Source organism: Chryseobacterium rhizoplanae, from assembly GCF_900182655.1.
GTDB lineage: Bacteria > Bacteroidota > Bacteroidia > Flavobacteriales > Weeksellaceae > Chryseobacterium > Chryseobacterium rhizoplanae.
In genome coordinates, this window is sequence record NZ_FXTC01000002.1 from 572,807 (window position 1) to 594,177 (window position 21,371).

A 21,371-nucleotide genomic window follows, 5' to 3' on the forward strand; every position below is an offset into this window, starting at 1 on the left:
TTGTTTGTTCTAAGATATGTTTTTTATAAATTATTATTGATGGCATCATCCGTCTTATCTACTCCGAAGCTTATAAATGCCCCAATGAACACAAAAGTATTGACTGGCGGAACGATGGCAGAACTTCTGGATCCATCTGCAGAGAAGTTATAGCCGTATACATTCTTTGATCCTAAAATATTGCTGACACTCAATACGAACACCGGAAAAGCTTTCGCATCTTTTTTACCGATGTTGGGCAGATAATTGATACTGAAATTCAAAGCGTTATAATCTTTTAACCTTCCTTCCTTTCTTGTATAATTCACTGCTTTTCCATTCTCAAACGTAGAGACAATGTCATAATAAGGACGTCCTTTGGCATAGGTATACGATAAGTTTACCCCAAGCTTCCATTCCGGAATAAATCTTTTTGCCACTGCAGAAAGGGTATGTTCAGCGGCAAAACTTGGCTGCAGGCTTATCGGATAATTAAGAAAATCTCTTTTAGAATCCAGGTAGGAGTAGCTGATCCAGTAATCAATATTTTCAAATGTTTTTTTATTATCTCTCCAGAAAAACTCCACTCCTTTTGCATATCCGTATCCATTATTGTTTAATGCGGATTGAGTCTGCTGATTTTGCTCTTTATCCTGGTTAATATTAAATGTTTTAATCAGCTGATCATATTTTTTATAAAACGCTTCAAAACGTAATGTTCTCCCTTCCGAGGCTCTCTGAACCTGAAAAATATAATGCTGAGACTGCTGAAAACCAAGATTTGCAGGACCATTGATATATTTACTTTCCGGATTCTGATAAAAGAGACCATACGCTAAGGAAGTGGTCCAGTCTTTTGCCAGACGATAGGCGATCGCAAAACGAGGGGCAATATTATTCTTTCCTAAAAAAGAAGAATGTTCTGCTCTTACTCCTATTTTCGCTGATAGGGCATTGCTGAATCCCAGATCTGTTTCAAGAAAAGCAGAAGAGATCAAATCTTTATAATGTTTCTGTACTGCTTCAAAATTCAGGTTTTCATCCGTATTATTCAACTCAAATCCTCCCCTCAGAGCACTGATTCTGTTGATCTTTCTTTCAAGAACTGCTTTGAAGTTCAAATAGTTTCCGTCCGTAAGAAGCTGGCTTCTGTTGGATTCAATATCATTGGTTTCTGTAGAAAAATGAAGATCAGATCTGTTGTAAGAGTAAGAACCTCCAACATTCAAAAGATATGTTCCAAATTTCTGTTTAAAAGACAGGTTATGAAATGTATTTTTACCATTAAGCTTTACCAGGCTGAAATCATATTTAGGTTCAAGGCTTTCTGACCTTACCCCCATTTTATTGGAGTTGAACATCCCGTAATATTTGAAAAAGCCTCCTGATTTTGTTTTAAATCTGAAATTCAGGTCTCCGTTAAAACCTTGTGGCGCTTCAACAAAATCTGTATTAAAATTAAAAACTTTCTGCATCAGGCTTAAGAGTGAATACCCTGCTGTAGCGCCGTAGGAATAGTTTTTATTATCGGATAACTTCTGAAAGCCGGCATTCAGGAAAATAGGTGAAACGCCTAAACTGTAAGTGCTCTCATCCGGAAGATCAACACTTTCCAGCATCAAAGCTCCTGAAAGGGCCTGTCCGTACAATGCAGAATATCCGCCGCTTGAAAATATATTCCCTTTGAAGAGAGAGGTATTGAACTGATCTCTTCCTGCAATTCCCGGAACAGAATTTGAAAAATAATTGTTGATAAGACTTCCGTCCATAAAAATTTTAGATTCCGTACCTGTTCCCCCTCTGATAAAAAGACCTTCAGTCCCACCTACTTTCTGTACACCCGGAAGATAGGTTAAAGCCGAAGAAATCTGCCCGTCTGCTCCTGCTGTGGTATAAATATCAATTGGTGAAAGCAGCGCTGTTGCCCTTTTCTTATCACTTGCTTCAATGGAGCCTGCAGAAACTACAACTGCATCAATCTCGCTGATCTGTTCTTTAAGATCTACATTCAAAGAAATTTCCTGATTTTCAATAGAAACTGTTCTTTCTACATTCTCATATTTCGGATGGGTAAACGTTATTGTATGTGCTCCTTTTTCTGAAGTTTCAAAAGAAAAATTACCCTGGGCATCTGTGGTTGTTCCGTCATAGGTGTCTTTCAGAGTGACATTTACTTCACTTACTCCTTTGTTTTTAAAGGAAACTTTTCCTGAGATCTTCACCTGAGAATATCCCATTATGGAAGCCATCAGGAAGATAAGAACCAGTATGTTTTGTCTTTGTGTTTTCATTTTTTTTTTTCTGGGTCAAAAATAGGATGAGAAATGCCTTCCCGTAAAAAAATTGTTACCGAAAGGTATTCTTTTGCTACCGAATGGGAAATTAATGAATCGGAATACAAAAATCAACGATCATTTTTCCTTCCGGATGTTCTTTAAAGTTGGAGTGATAGATTTCGTAAGGAAAGGTTCTTCTGGTGGTATATTTGTTTTCATTCATCCATAAAAACAAGGAAACCCAGCATTGCTCGAAGTCATCCAACGTAACTTCACCACTTCCAATAATGTATTTTCCTGCATCTAGGGTTTCAGCAAATACTTCGCCCTCCTGCTGCTTCAGTTTTTCATCCAGGAGCATGCAGGCATGGATTCTGACCTTATCAAGAGGGGTAATCTTACAGCTGTCATGATAAACAGCAATCATTTTCACATTTTCTCTTGGAAAAAGATTCTTCTTAATCGCCCAGTCTACTAATACATTGAAAGAAGGTTCTACGTTTGCAATTCCAAGGCTCATTACTGACGCCAGATTCATTTCCGGCATTTCTTTTACTTCGATTTTTAAATTCATATTGGTCCAATTTAACAGGTTTTCTATGTTGCAAATGTATTGGCTGAAAACCGTATCAATTTGTCCGTTCTTGCGATGTGTTTGTAAAATCCTGTGAAATTTTTCCGGCGCTGACCTACGGAATTCTGTAGGTGGTACGCCATAATGTTTTTTGAATGTCTTACAGAAAACTGAGTGGTTTGAAAATCCAAGATTCCAGTAGATATCTTTGATCTCCATATTTTTATACAGTGCCAGATGAAGAGCACTTTTTTCTATTTTCTTCCTGATAATGTAACTCTGAAGAGTTTCTCCGGTAACGAGCTTAAATATTCTGTGGAAATGAAAGGGCGAATAGGCACTTACCTCTGAAACTTTCTCCAGAGACAAATCAGAATCTATATGATTATCAATGTATTGAATTGTTTTTACAATCCTTTTTTTATACTCTTCCAATTCAAAGTTGTTAGTTTACAAAGATATTTTTCCAGAGTGAAAATCTGTTGTCTGTTATTGCTATTATCAGGATAACAAACTCGTATTTATGCTAGGATATCCCCTTCAAAATGTTTAAAAAGAGGGATTGTTTTTTTAATTTCTGGATCTGAAGAAGCCATATAACTATGATAATCTTCATGAATAAAAATCTTTTTTATGAAGAATTTCTCATCTTCAATAATACACTCATCGTTGGCTATTTCAAAAGATTCTAAGGGAAGTATCATACCGGCTCCATGCGCTTTTATAACAGCTTCTTTTCTTGTCCAATAGGTGAAAAATCCATTCATTTCATCTTCAGCATCCTGAATTTCCTGAATTTCATTGGGAGTCATCTGAAATGTAAAATCATGGTAGCTGATCTTCGGGTCATTGTATTCTATATCTATTCCCAAAGGATATTCTGCAATGGCACAGACGACAAGCTCCTTGGAATGCGATATATTAAAATGAAGGTTATGTCCTTTCAAATAAGGTTTTTTATTGGGAAGAACCCCAATCTCCACATCCGGAATGTTATAATAAGTTCTTAATCCGTGCCGTAAAAGTACTTTTCCCAGTAAAGAAAGCTGTGCATCCTGCCATCTTTTGTACCTTAGAATATCTCTTTTAATTTCCTCAGAAAAAACAGGCAGATACCTATTAAGGAGGGACTGATGTCTTTCTTCGCTAATGAATGCATACAAAATAATCATTTCTATTTTTTCTTTGATGTGGATAATTACTTTCACGTTAAAAATAAGCTTTTTTTCGTCCCTTTGTAAAGCAATTCACCTTCTGGTCAAAGTTGCAGAACCTGAGGCTGAAACCTATTGAATTTTGGCTGTACTGCGCAATATCTTTTTAAAAAAGACTGGAATCATAAAGCGCTTTGGAAAATCTTTTATAATTTTAGGGGTAAAATCACTATAAATCATTTAAAAAATGAAAGTACAAACATTAGCATTATTGGCAGGATTTGCATTTTTAGCAACTTCATGCGGAACAACAAAAACGTATTCTGTAAATGCCAAAAGCGGAACACAAACAGGAGGAACAGCGAAATTTACCCAGAACGGAAGTGAGGTAACCATGAAGCTGGATATCACCAACCTTACTCCTGGAATCCATGCAGTACACATTCATGAAAAAGGAGACTGCTCTGCAGCAGACGGAACTTCTACCGGAGGCCACTGGAATCCTTCAAAGAATGATCATGGTAAATGGGGTGCTGAACATTTCCACATGGGAGATATAGGAAACCTGGTTGCTGATCAGAACGGAACTGCAACATTGACTTTCAAGACAGACAAATGGTGTCTGGGTTGTACGGATGAGTCTAAAAACATTATCGGAAAAGGTCTTATTGTACATGCAGCCGCAGATGATTTCCATACTCAACCTACCGGAAATGCAGGAGGAAGAGTGGGATGTGTAGAAATTAAATAATTTACTTTATTCAATAAAAAAACCGCTAACCAAAAAGATTAGCGGTTTTTTTATGTTTAGGATTTAGCTCCCATTTCTGATACAATATTCATTGCTTCCTGCAGGTAAAGATCTTTTTTCAGATTCTTGATCCACATTTCAGATTTTTTCTTGAAAGCCTCATCTTTTTTCTCTCTTTCAACTTCACTTGGATACATGGTGAACTGAAGTCCGTTCTCAAATTTTGTCAAAGCTTTGAACTTTTCAATCTGAGATTTTCTGTTCTTCATCAGCTCATTAAACTTAGTGATATTCAAAGTGATATTTTCTTCTTTATCAAGTTTTTCTCTCCACTGAGCAGACTCTAATAACAACTGATAATTGCTGTTTTTAGCCATTCTGTCTGCACTTGCTTTTTCCAGTGCCTGAATGTTGAAATAGTTCAGTTTCTGGAATTTAGTAGGTGGAATCTTATCCCATGCCAATGCATAGTCATCGTATCGCTCTCCTACTTCAGCATAGGTAAAGAAATCTTTCATCTGGATATCAGAAACGATCCCTTTTCTCTGTGTAGATTCTCCGGTAATTCTGTAGAACTTCTGGATAGTCAGTTTTAAAGATCCGAAATCATCTTCTGTATTCAGGAATCTGTTCAGATCCACAAAAGTCTGAACGGTTCCTTTTCCGAAAGACTGCGGAGACCCGATGATCATTGCTCTTCCGTTATCCTGCATTACTCCTGCAAGGATTTCTGAAGCTGAAGCTGAAAGCTCGTTTTGCATGATTACCAATGGACCAGTCCAGATCGGAGTTTCATTTTTATTCTTAAGAGTCTGTATTTTCCCGTTTCCGTCTTTCACCTGAACGTAAGGTCCGGCTTCCATGAAAAGTCCCATAATATCCCCTACTTCAGTTAAAGAACCACCCCCGTTATTTCTAAGGTCAAGAATGATTCCCTGGATATTCTGTTCTTTCAGTTTAATGATCTCATTTTTGATGTCATCAGAAGCATTTCTTCCTTTAGCATTTTCAAAATCAGCATTAAAGCTTGGAAGGTTGATAAAACCATATTTCTTACCATTTGGAGTATTCACTACAATACTTCTTGCGAAAGTATCTTCTATAGCTACTTCCTCACGGATCATTGTTACATCTTTGATGGTCCCGTCTTTTTTCTGAACCGTCAGTGTTACCGGAGTACCTTTTTCACCTCTGATCAAACGTACTGCTTCATCAGAAAGCATTCCTACTACATTTACGGCATCTTCCTTCGGTTTAGATCTTACTTTCAGGATTTTATCACCCTCAGAAAGCTGTTTCGACTTCCACGCCGGTGCACCAATGGTAAGAGCTCCTAAGTAAAGGTTCCCTTTTTTCTCCTGGATCAAGGCCCCGATACCGATTACTTTTCCTGTAAACTGAGTATCAAAATCTTCTTTATCTTTTGGAGAATAATAGTTGGTATGCGGATCAAATACTTCTGTATAAGCATTCATATACACGGTAAACCAATCCATTTTCTTTCTTTTTTTGAATCGCGTAAAGGTATCTTTTACAAGGTCTTTTACTTCGTCAGTCGCTTTTTTGATTTTTTCGTCCTGGGTAAGAGGCTTAAACTTGATGGTATCTTTCAGCTTATACTTCTGAACAGAGTCTTTCTTTTCTTTCTGAGCCTCTTCTTTGCTGTTCATCGACTCTACTTCCTGAAGGATATTGTACTTGATGAATTTTTTCCATTCATTATACTGTTCCTGCTTGTTGGCAGGTACCTTTTTCAGTTTCGGCTCAAGAGTAAGCGTTTCATCTTCCTGAAGGTTAATCGGTTTGCTGAAAATATCCTGTGTTATCTTATCGATTTCATCCACTCTCTGGTATAGTCTGTCAATCGTAAGCTTATAGAATGTAAGATCACCCTGACCGATATAATCGTCAAGCTTGGTCTCATGCTTGCTGAATTCATCCATATCAGATTGCAGGAAATATCTTTTAGCAGGATCTACCAATTCGAAATAATGCTTATAAACGTCCTTCGAATAGGCATCATTGATAGTCTTGGGGCTATAATGCAGATAAGAAAGTGTGTTCTTTACGCTCACCATAATCGTCTGCATCTTTTCATCGTCATTCTTTGGCGAGTTGAAACAAAACATTAGACTGGTTAATGGAATAAGAAGTAAAAATTTATTCAGTTTGAAATTTTTCCACATAAACTGTCTTTATTTATTAATTTTTTTAAAATAAGTATAATAATTAGTAGCAGTAAGTTTGGTACTGTTACAAATGATCAAATTTAATACCTTATTTGCAATTATCAGATAGTTTTAACCATTTTTATTAAATAGACTTACAAATAATAATAACAGTGTTAGCCATTTCCGATTATCAGGCAGTTTACCTCCGGAATGAAATAATTATCGTTCTGTTTTCAAGATATAGACTCAGTATTTATTTTTCATTAAAAACTAAAAACAGGTACCACAAAAAACAATTTTTAGCCATAAAGGCATAAAATATGCAGAGAATTAAACATACAAATTCAAAATATTAAGTCATGAAAAGTTTATTATGGTTAGTAGCAGTCATCTGCATCGTTGTTTGGCTATTGGGAATGTTAGGAATTGTTCCTGGAATGAGCACGGGGTATTTAATCCACGTTTTACTGGTCATTGCCATTATAGTTATTCTTTATAATATCATTTCCGGCAGAAAACCTCTCGACTAGTTTATTATTTTGTAAAAACCACTTAAAATTAAAACAACCATCAGGCTTAACAGATGCTCTTTAGCAAAGTTGCAATATATTTTGTCTTGAAAAGCATCTGTAAGTACTGTGGCTACTTTTATTGTCAAAAAAACCAGAATAATATTAAGTATTAATTTTGCTTTATTTTAAGTTTAATTTTTGCACCTTACCCTCTTTCCTTTCCCTGCATCCTGCCTCATTCCAGAGGTAAAACAAGAAAATCTCAATTTCGATTTCGCAACACTCAATAATAAATCTGCTGTTTTATTACGTCTTATTTTTACCTACATTTGATGGGTTGAAAATTTATTTGTTCTATTCTGAAATGAACAAATTCACTCTATTTGAATAAAAATATTAAAGATAATTTATGGAAAGACCACTTATTCTGGTTACTAATGATGATGGCATTACAGCTCCTGGTATCAGAAATCTTATCAGTTTTATGAATGAAATCGGAGAAGTAGTTGTTGTAGCACCCAACTCTCCTCAAAGTGGAAAAGGCCACGCTATTACCATTAATTCTACCCTAAGCTACGAAGAAGTTACCCTGGATGGCCCGCAGACAGATTTTTCATGCAGCGGAACTCCAGTAGACTGCGTAAAAATGGCTCTTGATAAAATTCTGAAAAGAAGACCTGATATTGTAGTTTCAGGGATCAATCACGGAGCAAATTCTTCTATTAATGTGATCTATTCGGGAACAATGTCAGCTGCTGTAGAAGCGGGTGTAGAAGGAATTCCTGCGATTGGGTTCTCATTACTGGATTTCAGCTGGGAAGCTGATTTTACTCAGGCTAAGGAATTTATTCAGAATATCGTAAGAAGAACTCTGGAAAACCCAATGCCTAGAGGAATTGTATTGAACGTAAATATTCCTAAACTTCCTGCTGAGGAAATAAAAGGGGTAAAAGTATGTAAACAGGCTCACGCAAAATGGGAAGAAAGCTTTGACGAAAGAATAAACCCGCACGGTAAAAAATATTACTGGCTGACCGGTTATTTTAACAATATGGATGATTCTGAAGATGCTGATGAAACCGCATTGGCAAACGGATATATTTCTATTGTTCCGGTAAAGTTTGATCTTACAGCATACGAATACATGAAAACACTGGAGGAAGTAATGACTTTTGAAGATGTAAAAGAAGTAAAATAACCGAAGAGATAATAAAAGCGTGAAATATGATTTCACGCTTTTATTTTATAGTGTTAAAATAATACTTTATCTTCTTTTCTGAGCTCTTCCAGATAAGCCTTTTTCTCATCTCTGTAAAAAAGGTTCATCGTTTCAAAAGGGATTAACTTCAGGTCTTTATTGACAATATGTACGCACGATTTCTTCACTGCCCTTACATCAAAATCATGAGCATCCATAAAGTTCATGATAATTATTCTGAAAAGGTTATCATAGTCAAGATCCGGAGCACATACTTCCGGCAGACAACACAGTAGCTGATTGACCTTAGGCTGAACTTTATCTACGGAAATGCCGGTGCTGAAAATATCCAACAGTTGCATGTGCAATCCCTTATCCTGTTCGTAAACAATGGTATTCCTTGATTCATTATTCAGAAGATCTGCAGGATTAATATACCGGGTTAAAGGAATTGCTTCGCCCTGAAGTTTTAAGATATATCCCATAGCCAAAGCATCCGGATTACATGGAACAGGAATAATATCATCAGAATTTAATAAAGGAAACTGATTGATAATTTCCTGTCTTACCTCAGTTAAGGTAATTTTTTCATGGGCAGAGTCTTCCCTGTTTCTTCCGGCAATTTCAACAGGTTGGAAGGTAATTCCTCTTACACATTTCTGTTTCAGGGCAAATTCTATTATTTTTCCTATTTCATCAATATTTTTATCTTTTTGAAGGACAATAACCAATGTAGTTGAAAGATTAAGCTCATTGAGTTTTTCCAGTGCCTTCATTCTGACTGCAGTAAGATCCTTCCCTCTGAAATCTTCCAGGACTTCAGGTTTAAATGAATCAAACTGAAGGTAAATTTCAAACTCAGGAGCATACGTCGCCAATTTTTCAGCAAATCCCGGATCATTGGCTATTCTGATTCCGTTGGTATTCAGCATCAGATGTTTGATCGGTTTTGATTTGGCAATATCCATAATTTTGAAAAACTCCGGATGAATTGTAGGTTCTCCTCCACTGATCTGCACCACGTCCGGTTCCCCTTCATTTTTTACGATAACATCAAACATAGCCTCAATTTCTTCCAGGCTTCTGTGGCTTCCATAATGAGGTGAGGACATCGCATAACAGGTTGGACAGGTCAGGTTACAACGATCTGTAACTTCTACGATAGAAAGACAGCTGTGCTGTTCATGATCTACACATAGTCCACAATCATAGGGACAGCCATATTCCACATCAGTTCCGAAATGAAGGGGCATTTCAGAGGCTTTATTATAGTTTCTGATGTTTTTATAATAACGCACATCTGAAGCTATTTTTGTTTTGAAAAAACCATGATCCGGGCATCTTTTGGTCATAAAAACAGTATCACCCTCAATAATGATTTTGGCTCCTACCCTTTTAAGGCATTCCGGGCAAAGACTGATGGTATAATCGTAATAGGTATAATTTCTTACTGGCATAGCAAAATTTTTAAAGTCCCCCGCAAATATAACCGCTGATCAATCCACAGATCAGAAGAGATATAAGCATTGTTTGAATAAATTGTTTTTTGGTGAATTTCCGGTCTCCCTTTCTTTCGTAAATAAGTTTTGTTATAACAGTGACAATAAGGGAAATAACCAATGCAACCAAAATAATTGCACCAACAATAATTACGACTAAACCTGCCAGATTGCCGACTTCTAAAATAGTTAACGTTTTCATCTTGAATATTTTAAATATAAAGACCTGGTATTTTTGATTTTATAAATGTAGTAAATAATTACGCAGATACAGATCATTTGAATGGTCCCCATATTTTCAATGATTTCTGCTCTTGGTTTTATAAAATCTAAAAAGAATCTGAATGTAAAATAGCTGAGCATAAACAGCTGAAAAATATAACCAGAAGGATATTTCTTATGATTTTGAATATACTTTAATCCTATCCAAAGAAAAATTAAAAACCCTATTTCATATAAAGCAACAGGATGCCTGAGATATTGATCTCCCAAATGCATTCCAAACACAGAATCAGTAGGAACACCATATGTTTCTTCACCAATACCGGTAAGAAAACACCCTATTCTGCCTATAATCATAGCCAGTATCAGAGGAAAAACAATAAGATCTCCTGTACTTTCTTTATGGCGTACTATCTTTTTTGCCAGCTCTACTCCCAATAAGCCAAAAGCCAGCCCTCCTATAATGGTATTGTTTGACCAGAACTTTCTGATAGAAAAATTGTCAAATAATGTATAAGGATTTTCAAGGTTGCCAATCAACTTGGAACCTATCAAAGCTCCGGCAGTAGCCCCTATTAAAACCGCCGCAGAAGTATTGAAAGAAAGTTTTTCCTTAGACTTACGTTTCAGATAAAAATAATATCTCATACCCAAAAACATTCCGCAAGCCTCAAAAAGTGGATGCGCAAGGATTGTTTTACCGAAAATATGAAATGTTACAGGAAAATCCATTCTTTCAAAAATACACTATTTCATATTATTCACTACCTTTATTCTGACAAATAATTACAAAATGCGTATAGAATATGACATAAAACTGGGGTTCAAGGATGTAATGTTCCGCCCTAAGCGTTCTACTTTAAAATCTCGTTCAGAGGTTGATTTACAAAGAGAATTTACTTTTAAACATACTAAGAAAAAATGGACAGGTGTTCCCGTAATTGCCGCCAATATGGATACTGTAGGAACTTTTGAAATGGCTGTAGAGCTGGCAAAAGAAAAGATTATTACAGCGATTCATAAACATTATACCCCTGAACAATGGGATCAGTTTCTTCAGAGCCAGCCGGAAAGCATTCATCAATATATTGCTTTAAGCACTGGAACGGGAAAAGCTGATGAAGAAAAAATAAGACTGATCCTTGAAAAGCACCCAAAAATTGAGTTTCTCTGCATTGATGTAGCCAATGGCTATTCTGAGCATTTCGTTGGATTTGTGAAGAAAGCAAGGGCTAATTTCCCGGATAAAATCATTATCGCCGGAAATGTCGTTACCGGAGAAATGGTTGAAGAGCTTCTTCTTGTAGGTGCTGACATCATAAAAGTAGGTATTGGTCCCGGATCTGTTTGTACGACCAGAGTAAAAACAGGTGTAGGATATCCTCAGCTTTCTGCTATTATTGAATGCGCTGATGCTGCCCACGGGCTAGGTGGGCATATTATCGCTGATGGTGGCTGTAAGGTTCCCGGCGATGTTGCAAAGGCCTTTGGAGGCGGTGCAGATTTCGTAATGCTGGGCGGAATGTTTGCCGGTCATGATGAAAGTGGCGGAGAAATAATTGAAGAAAATGGTAAAAAATACCGCCTTTTCTATGGAATGAGTTCCAAAACTGCAATGGATAAGCATTCCGGAGGTGTAGCAGAATACCGTGCTTCTGAAGGAAAAACAGTGAAAGCAGTGTATAAAGGTCCTGTGGCAGACACTGTAAAAGATATTCTGGGAGGCGTAAGGTCTACCTGTACTTACGTAGGCGCTTCAAAACTTAAAGAACTTTCCAAAAGAACCACTTTTATCCGGGTTCAGGAACAGGAAAATCAGGTTTTTAAAGACTAGAAATAAAACAAAAGGCTTTAGAATTATTATCTAAAGCCTTTTTTATTCTTTTGTTCTGATATATTTTTTATTAAAATATTTTTGTAGCTGGTCATTTACATAGGTTTCCTGTTCTTTTACTGAAGCCATTTCATCTATATATAAAATTCTCGGAACCTCTTTTATTTTGTGTACTGTAACAGAGTCCTGAGAAGAATTTTTGATGATATCGATTCTTTCATCCATCTCTCTTTCGTATTCCTTAAGATCTGTGCTCAGAAGTTCCATGACTATATTTTCGCCATTAAAATCAATATTAAAATAAGAATACTTTTCCGGGAAAATTTTAAGTTCAGGAAGAAACACAATCAGAAGAGAAACCCACCAGAACTTTTTAATTTTTTCAAATTTAAAGTATAACAACAGTGAAAAAGTAAGCAGAAAATAAAAGAGTGTACTTTCAAACTGTCTTGCAATAGAGGTGAGAATATAGCTCGTAAATAACAAAGGAATCAGTGAGACAGACCAAAATAAAACCGCTTTTTTCAATGTTATCTGCGCAGTGATCCTTTTGAGTTCTTCTTCAAAAACTTTAATAAATAATGGAAGTACTGCAATAACTTTCAGTCCTACATAGATTGTATCAGCACCAAAAAGAGCAATTCTTTTCAGCCATTTTACCATTCCTCTTTCCACCTCACCCATTCTGTTGAAGTTTCCCGGTGCAAGAAAACATACAAGTAAAAATATTGTTCCTAACAGTACCAGCAACAAGTTTTCTTTATCACGCTTCTGATAATAATTGACTAACAGAAGACCTTCAAGAATCAATGCCAGAATTTCATTAGATCCCATCAGAATGATGATCAATAAAGCTGAAAGATAAAACCATATTTTCTGTTTTCTATCCTGATATTTTTTGAAAAAATAGAGTAAAATACCGGATAAAATAACAGGAACGAAATAAATATTGGACCCTGTAATCCAGAAGTAATGCTCTGGTAAGCTTACAAGAAGTACTGTATAAAAGAAAAACAGAAGAAATCCTTTTTTGAGGGATTCTTTCGGAGAATAGCTGAAATATTCTTTAAAGTTTAATGCAGAAACTCCGATAAAAGAGAACATTAAGAAGACGGGATATATTTTCGGGAGAATATGGTTACTGTCGTAAAAGACAGGATTAAACATATTAATTGAGTATCCGAAATATCTTCCGCCCCAATTTGTATAGGTATCTATAAAACTCTGCAGTAATCCTACTTTTCTGGTCGTATAGGACCAGAAATAATCATCGGTCTGGTATACATTAAAAAAACTGATGTATGCCAGACCGATGAGTAGTAATATCGACAAGAATAATATTATATTCTGTACCTTTTTCATTTTCTAAGTTAACATTCCACCGTCAACGTTTAACGTTTGTCCGGTAATGTAAGCTGACATTTCGCTGCCTAAGAATACACATGCGTTCGCGATATCTGCAGGCTGTCCTCCTCTTTTCATCGGAATTTCTTCTCTCCATCCCTGAACAGTTTTTTCGTCCAGAACAGCAGTCATTTCCGTTTCAATAAATCCCGGAGCAATAGCATTACATCTGATATTTCTTGATCCTAATTCCAGTGCCACAGATTTTGTAAACCCTATTACCCCTGCTTTAGAAGCTGCATAGTTGGCCTGTCCGGCATTTCCTTTCACTCCTACTACAGAAGTCATATTAATGATAGATCCTGATCTTGCCTTCATCATTGGCTTGATTACCGCTTTGGTAAGGTTAAAAACTGAATCTAAGTTTACTTTGATTACTTTATCCCAATCTTCTTTGGACATTCTCAATAACAGGTTATCTTTTGTAATTCCTGCATTGTTTATTAAAATATCAATCTGCCCGAACTCTGCCATCACATCTTCCACCAATTTCTGAGCTGCATCATAATCTGATGCGTCAGACTGATATCCTTTAATTTGGGTTACAGAACTTAAAGCTGCTTCTAATTCTTTTGCTTTGTCTACAGAGCCAGCGTAGGTAAATGCTACTTTTGCTCCCTGCTGAGCAAACATTTCAGCGATACCCTTACCGATTCCTCTTGTAGCTCCGGTAATTAGTGCTACTTTTCCTTCTAATATTTTCATATCTATTGACAATTATTTTTCTTTTAACTCATTCAGCTTGTGACGGCTGACTCTTATAATTTCTACAATTCCTATCCGGAATTAAACGGTTTGCAAAGATATTATAAATTGTTATTCAAGCCATTGAATTTGTTAAAATACTGGATTATTTTGGATTTTTATTACAGCTGAACAGAATTATTTTTAAATCTCGTGAAATAAATAAAGTCTGTTTTTTTGCTTCTATCCAGCTTCAGTACCTCTTTCTGCCAGAAATATTTGTCATAAATAATCTCCTTCAAAGGTTCGTTCTGAAAGTTTGAAACTCCAAATTTCCCTTCCTTTTTTACTACAATTTCGTTCTCAGCATTCCCGAATGTGATGATATCTTCGTAAATAAAGGGAACAATTTCTGTTCCTTTTCCATCCAGAATGCCATAGAGATTGCCTGTATTTTTACACACCAAAGGTTTTGAATACTGATTAAGCGGATTAAAATATTCAACATCTTCGTTTCTGATTTCGATGATATTCTTCAACTCTGCCGTTGAGCCATCTTTTACAGAAAACCTATAGTAACGATCCTGTTTTTCAATAATAAGATTGTCCGGGTAAAAACCTAAAATATGTACGCCTTCTCCAACAATATTTTTAAGATCCTCATCCAGAAATTGTTCTTCATTTCCTTTTTTAAGGTAGATAAAATCTTTCCCGGAAATGGTAAAAGCTTTAATAAAATCATATTCCTGAGGAAGAATGATGTTCCCCTCCAGATCAATAATTCCGGATTTTTTTACTTTATCATTATAAACACTGAAAAAATTATTCAATAAAGGATTTAGATATTTAAAGTTCTGAGAATACAGCTTCTTATCTTTTTTATTGAAAACCGTTGTTTTTCCATTTTTTATAAGATAGATATATGCCTTTCTGCCAAAGTATTCCGGTGTAATATCATTAAAGATTTCCTCAGCAAGTATATTTTCTCCGGTGTCAATCAAACCATATTTTCCTGTACTTCTATTTTTAGTAATCAGATAAGGATATGCATTGATATCTACCACCTGTTTTGAAAATTTATGCAGGGTCTGACCATTATTTCCTATGATTTCACTCTCATATTCTTCATTAATGATCAGTGCTTTACCCTCTTCAAAGTTGTTATCTTCTTTAAATTCCCGGCTGCTGAGCTGCTTTCCGTTAAGGTCATACAGAAACCATTTTTTATCTTTTAAAACAAAGAATCTATCCTTTCCTGAAAATCGGATCTTTTCAGCATAAGGAATAATTTCCTTGCCGTTATAATCGTAGACGGCTTCTTTGTCTTGTTTTGAAGAAATAATGCGGTCTTTGCTCCACCAGGGTGTATTGAATTCCTGATCATCCAAAGCAATGAATTCCTTTCCTTTTTCGTCAATAATAGCTGATTTTCTATTGTTTCCGTCTTCAGAATAAAGAATAAATCTGTTTTTAAAAATGTGTAAAATTCCGCCTCTGTAGGGAGATTCAAAGGTAATGGTCCCTAAAGAATCTACTATTGCCTGCTTTTTAGATCCGGAATCGTAAGCCGTTCCATATCCGTCCGAATAGGAATTCACCTCCCTCCCTGTCTTTTTCGACAGGATCACTTTCATATATTGGTTAGTCTGTGCTGTACAGACTACAGAACACAATACAAAGACTAATTTTTTCAAGAAAAATTAAATGGAATTGTTGACAATAAGAACGATCTCCCCTTTTAAAGTTTTACTTTTGGAAAATTCAATTAATTCATTGATTGTTCCCCGTTTGGTTTCCTCAAATTTTTTAGAGATCTCCCGGCTTAAGCTTACTTTGGTTTCTTCTCCGAAGAATTCTTTTACCTGCTCCAGAGTCGTATTGATTTTATGGGGACTTTCGTAAAGAACTATGGTCTTTTTTTCTTCCGCAAGCTGCTTTAGTTTCGTTTGTCTTCCTTTTTTCTGCGGTAAAAAACCAGCGAATAAAAATTCATTGTTGGGAAGACCGGAAACCACAAGTGCAGGAATGAGAGCCGTTGCTCCGGGAAGGCAGATCATATCAATATTATTGTCTGCTCCTGCTTTTGCCAGCAAATATCCCGGATCCGAAATACCGGGTGTTCCTGCATCGGTAATAATAGCGATATTCTGACCGTTTTTAAGATCTGTGATCACTTTCTCTGTTGCCTGGTGTTCATTATGTAAATGATAAGATTTTAAAGGCTTTGAGATTTCAAAATGTTTTAAAAGTATTCCGGAAGTTCTTGTGTCTTCACATAAAATATAATCAACTTCTTTAAGGACATTTACCGCCCTGAAAGTCATATCTTCCAGATTCCCAACGGGTGTGGGAACAAAATATAAGATTCCGCTCAAAATTATAAGAATTTATTTTCTACCAATATCCAAAGTCTCTGAGCATATTCATCCACTTTATTCCATTTTCTTTCGTAATACAGATCACTCAGATATTCTTTGGCTTCTTCCAGTGTTTTGAACTGGTTCAGCTGAAATACCGTATCATTCAGATCGGTCTGACTTCCTTCAAAGAGCATTTTTGAGAAAGCAATTCTGTCATTCAGATCCAGCTTAAATTCCGGTTTCTGTTTGTCTGCTTCCATAAAGTTGGTAGGAATATTAGACTTCAGAATACTTCCGCTATCTTCTTTTTCCGCTACAGGCTCTTTTTCGTTAGGAAATTCTCTTTCTAAAGGATCGTCATCAAAAAGTGACTGAACGGCCTTCAATCCTTTGATATTGGATAATTTTATTTTTTTCTCCTGATGATAGGCTTCTAAATTTTCAAAGCTTTCATCAGAAGGATGTTTTTCTGTTTCTTCGGCAGCAGGTTTATCGATCTCAACGATTTTTCTTCTGTCATAGACTTCAGCCAGGATGCTTTCCTCCTTTGTCTCTTCTACTGAATGATCATTTTTAATCTCACTCAGAATATTTTCCACGTTAGAAGTTTCAGTGGCCATTTCTCCCTGCTCAATCGAAACATTGGAAGCCACAAACTGCTCCTCGTTTTCTTCGATCAGTATTTCATCTTCCAGAGTTTCTGTATCAAAAATACTTGGAATAATTTCCGTCACGGGAATTTTAGCATTATTTACCTCGACAAAATCAGTTTCTTTTCTTGATTCCTGCTCAGCGTTTTCTTCTTCCTGGTCATCCATTTCATTCAGCTGGTTATTGAAAACGGCTTCTTCCTCTGTCACTTCATGATGAAACAGATCTTCATTGAGATCTTCATCAGAATCCGGGGTAGAATCTGCAAGAATTTTTTCTTCATCTACAAAGCTCAGAACAGCTCTCTGCTCTTCTGAAATTTCATTTTCATCAATTTCGTTTAACTGATTATTGAAAACCGCTTCTTCTTCCAAAGTTTCATGGTCAGAAGCCTGTTCCTGAGTATTTTCCGGTATTTTTTCTTCATAACCTTCTTCTACAAAGCTTACCATATTTTCATGGAATTCATTTTCAACAATTTCATTCAGCTGGTTATTGAAAACGGCTTCTTCCTCTCCAGAACTGGTTGAGAAAACTTCATTCTCATCAATTTCGTTCAGCTCATTATTAAAGATGGCTTCCTCTTCTGTTACCTCATTTCCCTTATCATAATGTTCCGTTTCTCCGGATACAAAAGAGAGGTGCTGATGGTCCGGATTCTGCCCCGGTTGATCTGTCACGAAATATTCAATATTCTTTTCCAGCAGTTTCAAAAAAGAAATCCTGTTAGCAAGCTCATCTACAAGATCTTGCTTGGAAAGTAATTCGTCTACGTTGTTTATTTTGTCCAGATTATCAATGATATTCATGGATTCAAAAAAAATCTTTTCCTTTAGATCTTGGATATTCTGCATAATAAGATTCTTATTAAAATTGCTTACTTTTGATGTTAAAAATATACGGCTAATTTAACAAATGTTTTTAGAAAATACAATTAATCATTCCAAACAAAGTGGTTGGATGGAAGTGATTTGTGGCTCTATGTTTTCGGGTAAAACCGAGGAACTGATCCGCAGACTACGAAGAGCGGAAATGGCAGGACAGAATGTGGAAATTTTTAAACCAAAAATGGATATACGATATTCTGAAGAGGATGTAGTATCTCATAATCAGAATAAAATCCGCAGTACAGCAGTAGAAAATCCTAATGAGATTCTTCTGTTGGCTTCTAATTGTGATGTAGTAGCCATTGATGAAGCTCAGTTTTTTGATGAAAGTATTGTTGATGTTGCCAACCAGCTTGCCAATAGCGGGATCAGAGTGGTCATTGCAGGATTGGATATGGACTTTTTGGGCCGTCCGTTCGGGCCAATGCCCAATTTGATGGCCACTGCCGAGTATGTCACAAAGGTGCATGCTATTTGTAAGAGAACAGGTAATCTCGCCAACTATTCTATGAGAACTTCCCAGGGAGATAATCTGGTAGAATTGGGAGAAACTGAAAGCTATGAAGCAGTAAGCCGCCGTGTGTTTATTGACGAAGTACTTTTAAAAAGAAAATAAGGGTTAAAATATACCCAGCCATAAAATTAAATTCACTCAGAAAAATAAAACAGCGAAAACGAATAGAGTAAATCCGGAAAAAAGGAGCAGTTCCAATAACCGGTTCATACTTTGCAGTTTCGCTAAAAAAATAAAGCAGAAAGGGCACCAATGAATTATACAGTACAACACATTGCAGAGATCACCAATGCACAGATCATTGGAGACGGAAATTTATTGATCAAAAATATAGCCTATGACAGCAGGATTATTTATTCTACTAAAAATACAGCCTTTATCGCGATCAATACCCATAAAAATTCCGGTGAAAAATTTATTGATTCTGCAATAGACAGGGGAATTAATGTTATTATTTCTGAACATCATTATCCGGAGTTTGAAAATATAACCTGGATTATTGTTGAAAATTCTGTTGAATTTCTTCAAAAATTAGCAAAGTATCACTTTGAAAATTCTCACTTGCAATCTATCGGGATTACGGGAAGTAATGGTAAGACTATCTTAAAAGAATGGTTATATCAATGTCTGTGGAATGAATTTCCTACTGTAAAAAGTCCTAAAAGTTTTAATTCTCAGATCGGTCTTCCGCTCTCTCTTCTTCAGATCAACAGTTCTTATAAGCTGGGAATTTTTGAAGTGGGAATTTCAAAACCACATGAGATGGAAAAACTTGAAGATATGTTTCATCCTCAGATCGGATTACTTACTCACATCGGGACCGCTCATGCTGCCAACTTTTCTTCCGAAGAACAACTGATTGATGAAAAGATCAGTCTTTTCAAAAATTCTGAAGTGATCATTTATAATGGTGACAATTCTTTGGTTGAACAAAAAATTAAAAATTTATATTCTGATAAAAAATTAATTTCATACGGATTTAAAAAAGAGAACCAGGTTTTCATCAAAAGCAATATTTCCAAAGATGACAACATTATTGTTGATTATTTTGGTGAAGAAATCAGTTTTCCGGCCCATCAGAGAGACGAAGCGACATTAACCAATGCTATGGCGCTTATCACAGTTCTCAAGGAACTAAATATCGAAAATAAAAAGATCGTTGAAAAAATCAACCTTTTAAAAGCCGTTGAAATGAGGCTTGAAGCGATTGAAGGAATTAAAGGCAATATTATCATCAATGATTCTTTTAATCTTGACCTCGATTCTTTGAAGACTGCTCTCCAATTTTTGAATGAATATAATAAATCTAAAAAATCGCTGGTCTTAACTGATATTGTTGGGGTGAGTACCAATGCAAAAGAATTATATGAAGAAGTTTCTGAGCTGGTGAATGAACAGCATTTTGATTCTGTTTTCTTAATCGGCGATGAAATATCAACATTTAGTGAATTATTTAAAGCTAAAACATATACTTTTATTGACACTAAAGAGTTGATTGAAAGTAAGCACCTTACTGAAATAGAAAATCAGATTATCCTGCTGAAGGGAGCCAGAAAATTTGAGATTGAAAGGCTTAAAGATATTCTTGAACTCAGAAAACATGATACGGTACTGGAAGTAAATCTTAATGCGATTCTTCATAATATCAACTATCATAAATCACTGTTGAATCCAGGAACCAAAATGATGGCAATGGTAAAAGCCAATGCTTACGGATTGGGAAGTTATGAAGTATCAGAATTTCTTCAGCATCATCATATAGATTATCTGGGTGTGGCCTATGTTGATGAAGGGGTTGAACTCCGTAAGAAAGGGATCACCACTCCTATTATCGTAATGAATCCTGAGCAGCACAGTTATCAGACTATTATAGAATACAACCTGGAGCCGGAAATTTACAGTTTCAGAGTATTGGATTTATTCTATGAAGCGGTTCAGAAGTCAGGTTATGATAAAAAATATCCGATTCATATCAAGCTGGAGACCGGAATGCACCGTCTTGGTTTTAAAGATTTTGAACTGGATCAGTTAAGCGAAACTTTAAGTCAGAAAAATCTGAAAGTTCAGAGCATGTTCAGTCATTTATCATCTTCTGATATGCCTGAAGAAAAAGAATTTACTTTGAAGCAGCTGGAAGTTTTCGATAAGAATTCCAGCTACCTGATAGAAAAATTAGAATACACTCCTCTCCGTCACATCCTGAATTCATCCGGAATAACAAGCTATACCAACCATCAGTTTGATATGGTAAGAATCGGGATCGGGATGCTTGGAGAATCGCCTGATCATGAAATTCAGAAGCAGTTGCAGTCTGTGGTAAGTTTTAAAACCGTAATTTCACAGATATCAATGGTTGAAAACGGTGAATCTGTAGGCTACAGCAGGAAGTATAAAGCTGACCATCTTACCAGAATTGCGACGATCCCTGTTGGATATGCTGACGGTATTCCAAGATTGATAGGAAATCAGGTAGGAAATGTAGGCGTCAACAAAACACTTGCTCCCATTGTTGGGAATATCTGTATGGATATGATGATGATTAATGTAGATAATATCCCGAATGTAAAAGAAGGCGATACGGTAACTGTTTTCAACGCCAAACCAAGTTTAAAAGAATTCGCAGGCTACTGCAAAACGATAACCTATGAAGTATTAACCTCCATTTCGCCTCGGGTGAAACGGATTTATATAAAAGATTAAC

At 36.0% G+C, this 21,371-nt stretch carries 18 protein-coding genes; 6 read left to right on the forward strand and 12 right to left on the reverse strand.

From position 1 onward, the window contains the following. Positions 1 to 23 precede the first annotated feature (23 nt). The 3 genes from FN817_RS07910 to FN817_RS07920 form a co-directional block, all read right to left on the reverse strand. Positions 24 to 2,270, reverse strand: coding sequence for a TonB-dependent receptor (locus FN817_RS07910; RefSeq protein WP_142717457.1), 2,247 nt, complete (start codon positions 2,268 to 2,270; stop codon positions 24 to 26). 91 nt (positions 2,271 to 2,361) lie between these two features. Then, positions 2,362 to 3,264: an AraC family transcriptional regulator gene (locus tag FN817_RS07915; protein ID WP_142717458.1), complete on the reverse strand. Its 903-nt coding sequence runs from the start codon at positions 3,262 to 3,264 to the stop codon at positions 2,362 to 2,364. 86 nt (positions 3,265 to 3,350) lie between these two features. Beyond that, positions 3,351 to 4,037 carry a 4'-phosphopantetheinyl transferase family protein gene (locus FN817_RS07920; RefSeq protein WP_142717459.1) on the reverse strand — a complete coding sequence of 229 codons (687 nt, stop codon included), beginning with the start codon at positions 4,035 to 4,037 and terminating at the stop codon, positions 3,351 to 3,353. Between the two features lie 193 nt (positions 4,038 to 4,230). On the opposite strand from FN817_RS07920, the gene FN817_RS07925 reads away from it, so the two are divergent. Then, a complete protein-coding gene (locus FN817_RS07925) occupies positions 4,231 to 4,734 on the forward strand; it encodes a superoxide dismutase family protein (RefSeq protein ID WP_142717460.1) in 504 nt (167 codons plus the stop codon). Positions 4,735 to 4,790: 56 nt separating this feature from the next. On the opposite strand, the gene FN817_RS07930 is transcribed toward FN817_RS07925, so the two are convergent. Continuing rightward, the gene (locus FN817_RS07930; RefSeq protein WP_142717461.1) at positions 4,791 to 6,920 is read right to left on the reverse strand and encodes a carboxy terminal-processing peptidase; all 2,130 of its coding nucleotides are present in this window, start codon (positions 6,918 to 6,920) and stop codon (positions 4,791 to 4,793) included. A 344-nt stretch (positions 6,921 to 7,264) separates the two neighbouring features. Between FN817_RS07930 and FN817_RS07935 the strand changes: the two genes are divergently transcribed. After that, the gene (locus tag FN817_RS07935) at positions 7,265 to 7,435 is read left to right on the forward strand and encodes a lmo0937 family membrane protein (protein WP_047426491.1); all 171 of its coding nucleotides are present in this window, start codon (positions 7,265 to 7,267) and stop codon (positions 7,433 to 7,435) included. A 391-nt stretch (positions 7,436 to 7,826) separates the two neighbouring features. Then, positions 7,827 to 8,615 carry a 5'/3'-nucleotidase SurE gene (gene surE, locus FN817_RS07940; RefSeq protein ID WP_142717462.1) on the forward strand — a complete coding sequence of 263 codons (789 nt, stop codon included), beginning with the start codon at positions 7,827 to 7,829 and terminating at the stop codon, positions 8,613 to 8,615. A gap of 53 nt (positions 8,616 to 8,668) precedes the next feature. Here the strand turns inward: surE and FN817_RS07945 are convergent, their stop codons facing one another. From FN817_RS07945 to FN817_RS07955, 3 genes are read right to left on the reverse strand one after another with little or no spacing between them, the layout of a single operon-like run. Further along, on the reverse strand, positions 8,669 to 10,072 hold the full coding sequence (locus FN817_RS07945; protein WP_142717463.1) for a radical SAM protein: 1,404 nt from the start codon (positions 10,070 to 10,072) through the stop codon (positions 8,669 to 8,671). A 10-nt stretch (positions 10,073 to 10,082) separates the two neighbouring features. Then, positions 10,083 to 10,316 carry a hypothetical protein gene (locus FN817_RS07950; RefSeq protein WP_077413236.1) on the reverse strand — a complete coding sequence of 78 codons (234 nt, stop codon included), beginning with the start codon at positions 10,314 to 10,316 and terminating at the stop codon, positions 10,083 to 10,085. Next, complete coding sequence (locus FN817_RS07955) at positions 10,313 to 11,068, reverse strand: prolipoprotein diacylglyceryl transferase (RefSeq protein WP_142717464.1); 756 nt, start codon at positions 11,066 to 11,068, stop codon at positions 10,313 to 10,315. Before FN817_RS07955 ends, FN817_RS07950 begins: the two co-directional genes overlap by 4 nt. 61 nt (positions 11,069 to 11,129) lie before the next feature. Here FN817_RS07955 and FN817_RS07960 point away from each other — a divergent pair, with 61 nt between their 5' ends. Beyond that, a complete protein-coding gene (locus tag FN817_RS07960; protein WP_142717465.1) occupies positions 11,130 to 12,170 on the forward strand; it encodes a GMP reductase in 1,041 nt (346 codons plus the stop codon). A gap of 42 nt (positions 12,171 to 12,212) precedes the next feature. On the opposite strand, the gene FN817_RS07965 is transcribed toward FN817_RS07960, so the two are convergent. The 5 genes from FN817_RS07965 to FN817_RS07985 form a co-directional block, all read right to left on the reverse strand. Next, positions 12,213 to 13,532 (reverse strand): DUF6056 family protein, encoded by a 1,320-nt coding sequence (locus FN817_RS07965; protein WP_142717466.1) that lies wholly within the window; start codon positions 13,530 to 13,532, stop codon positions 12,213 to 12,215. A 3-nt stretch (positions 13,533 to 13,535) separates the two neighbouring features. Continuing rightward, on the reverse strand, positions 13,536 to 14,279 hold the full coding sequence (fabG, locus tag FN817_RS07970; protein ID WP_047377912.1) for a 3-oxoacyl-[acyl-carrier-protein] reductase: 744 nt from the start codon (positions 14,277 to 14,279) through the stop codon (positions 13,536 to 13,538). 161 nt (positions 14,280 to 14,440) lie between these two features. Then, on the reverse strand, positions 14,441 to 15,952 hold the full coding sequence (locus FN817_RS07975) for a WG repeat-containing protein (protein WP_142717467.1): 1,512 nt from the start codon (positions 15,950 to 15,952) through the stop codon (positions 14,441 to 14,443). A 6-nt stretch (positions 15,953 to 15,958) separates the two neighbouring features. Then, the gene (gene rsmI / locus FN817_RS07980) at positions 15,959 to 16,633 is read right to left on the reverse strand and encodes a 16S rRNA (cytidine(1402)-2'-O)-methyltransferase (protein ID WP_047422043.1); all 675 of its coding nucleotides are present in this window, start codon (positions 16,631 to 16,633) and stop codon (positions 15,959 to 15,961) included. A gap of 2 nt (positions 16,634 to 16,635) precedes the next feature. After that, positions 16,636 to 18,123 carry a ring-infected erythrocyte surface antigen domain-containing protein gene (locus FN817_RS07985; RefSeq protein ID WP_142717468.1) on the reverse strand — a complete coding sequence of 496 codons (1,488 nt, stop codon included), beginning with the start codon at positions 18,121 to 18,123 and terminating at the stop codon, positions 16,636 to 16,638. A 61-nt stretch (positions 18,124 to 18,184) separates the two neighbouring features. Here FN817_RS07985 and FN817_RS07990 point away from each other — a divergent pair, with 61 nt between their 5' ends. Both FN817_RS07990 and FN817_RS07995 read left to right on the forward strand, forming a co-directional pair. Beyond that, positions 18,185 to 18,772 carry a thymidine kinase gene (locus FN817_RS07990; RefSeq protein ID WP_047380060.1) on the forward strand — a complete coding sequence of 196 codons (588 nt, stop codon included), beginning with the start codon at positions 18,185 to 18,187 and terminating at the stop codon, positions 18,770 to 18,772. A 150-nt stretch (positions 18,773 to 18,922) separates the two neighbouring features. Next, the gene (locus FN817_RS07995) at positions 18,923 to 21,370 is read left to right on the forward strand and encodes a bifunctional UDP-N-acetylmuramoyl-tripeptide:D-alanyl-D-alanine ligase/alanine racemase (RefSeq protein ID WP_142717469.1); all 2,448 of its coding nucleotides are present in this window, start codon (positions 18,923 to 18,925) and stop codon (positions 21,368 to 21,370) included. Position 21,371 lies beyond the last annotated feature (1 nt).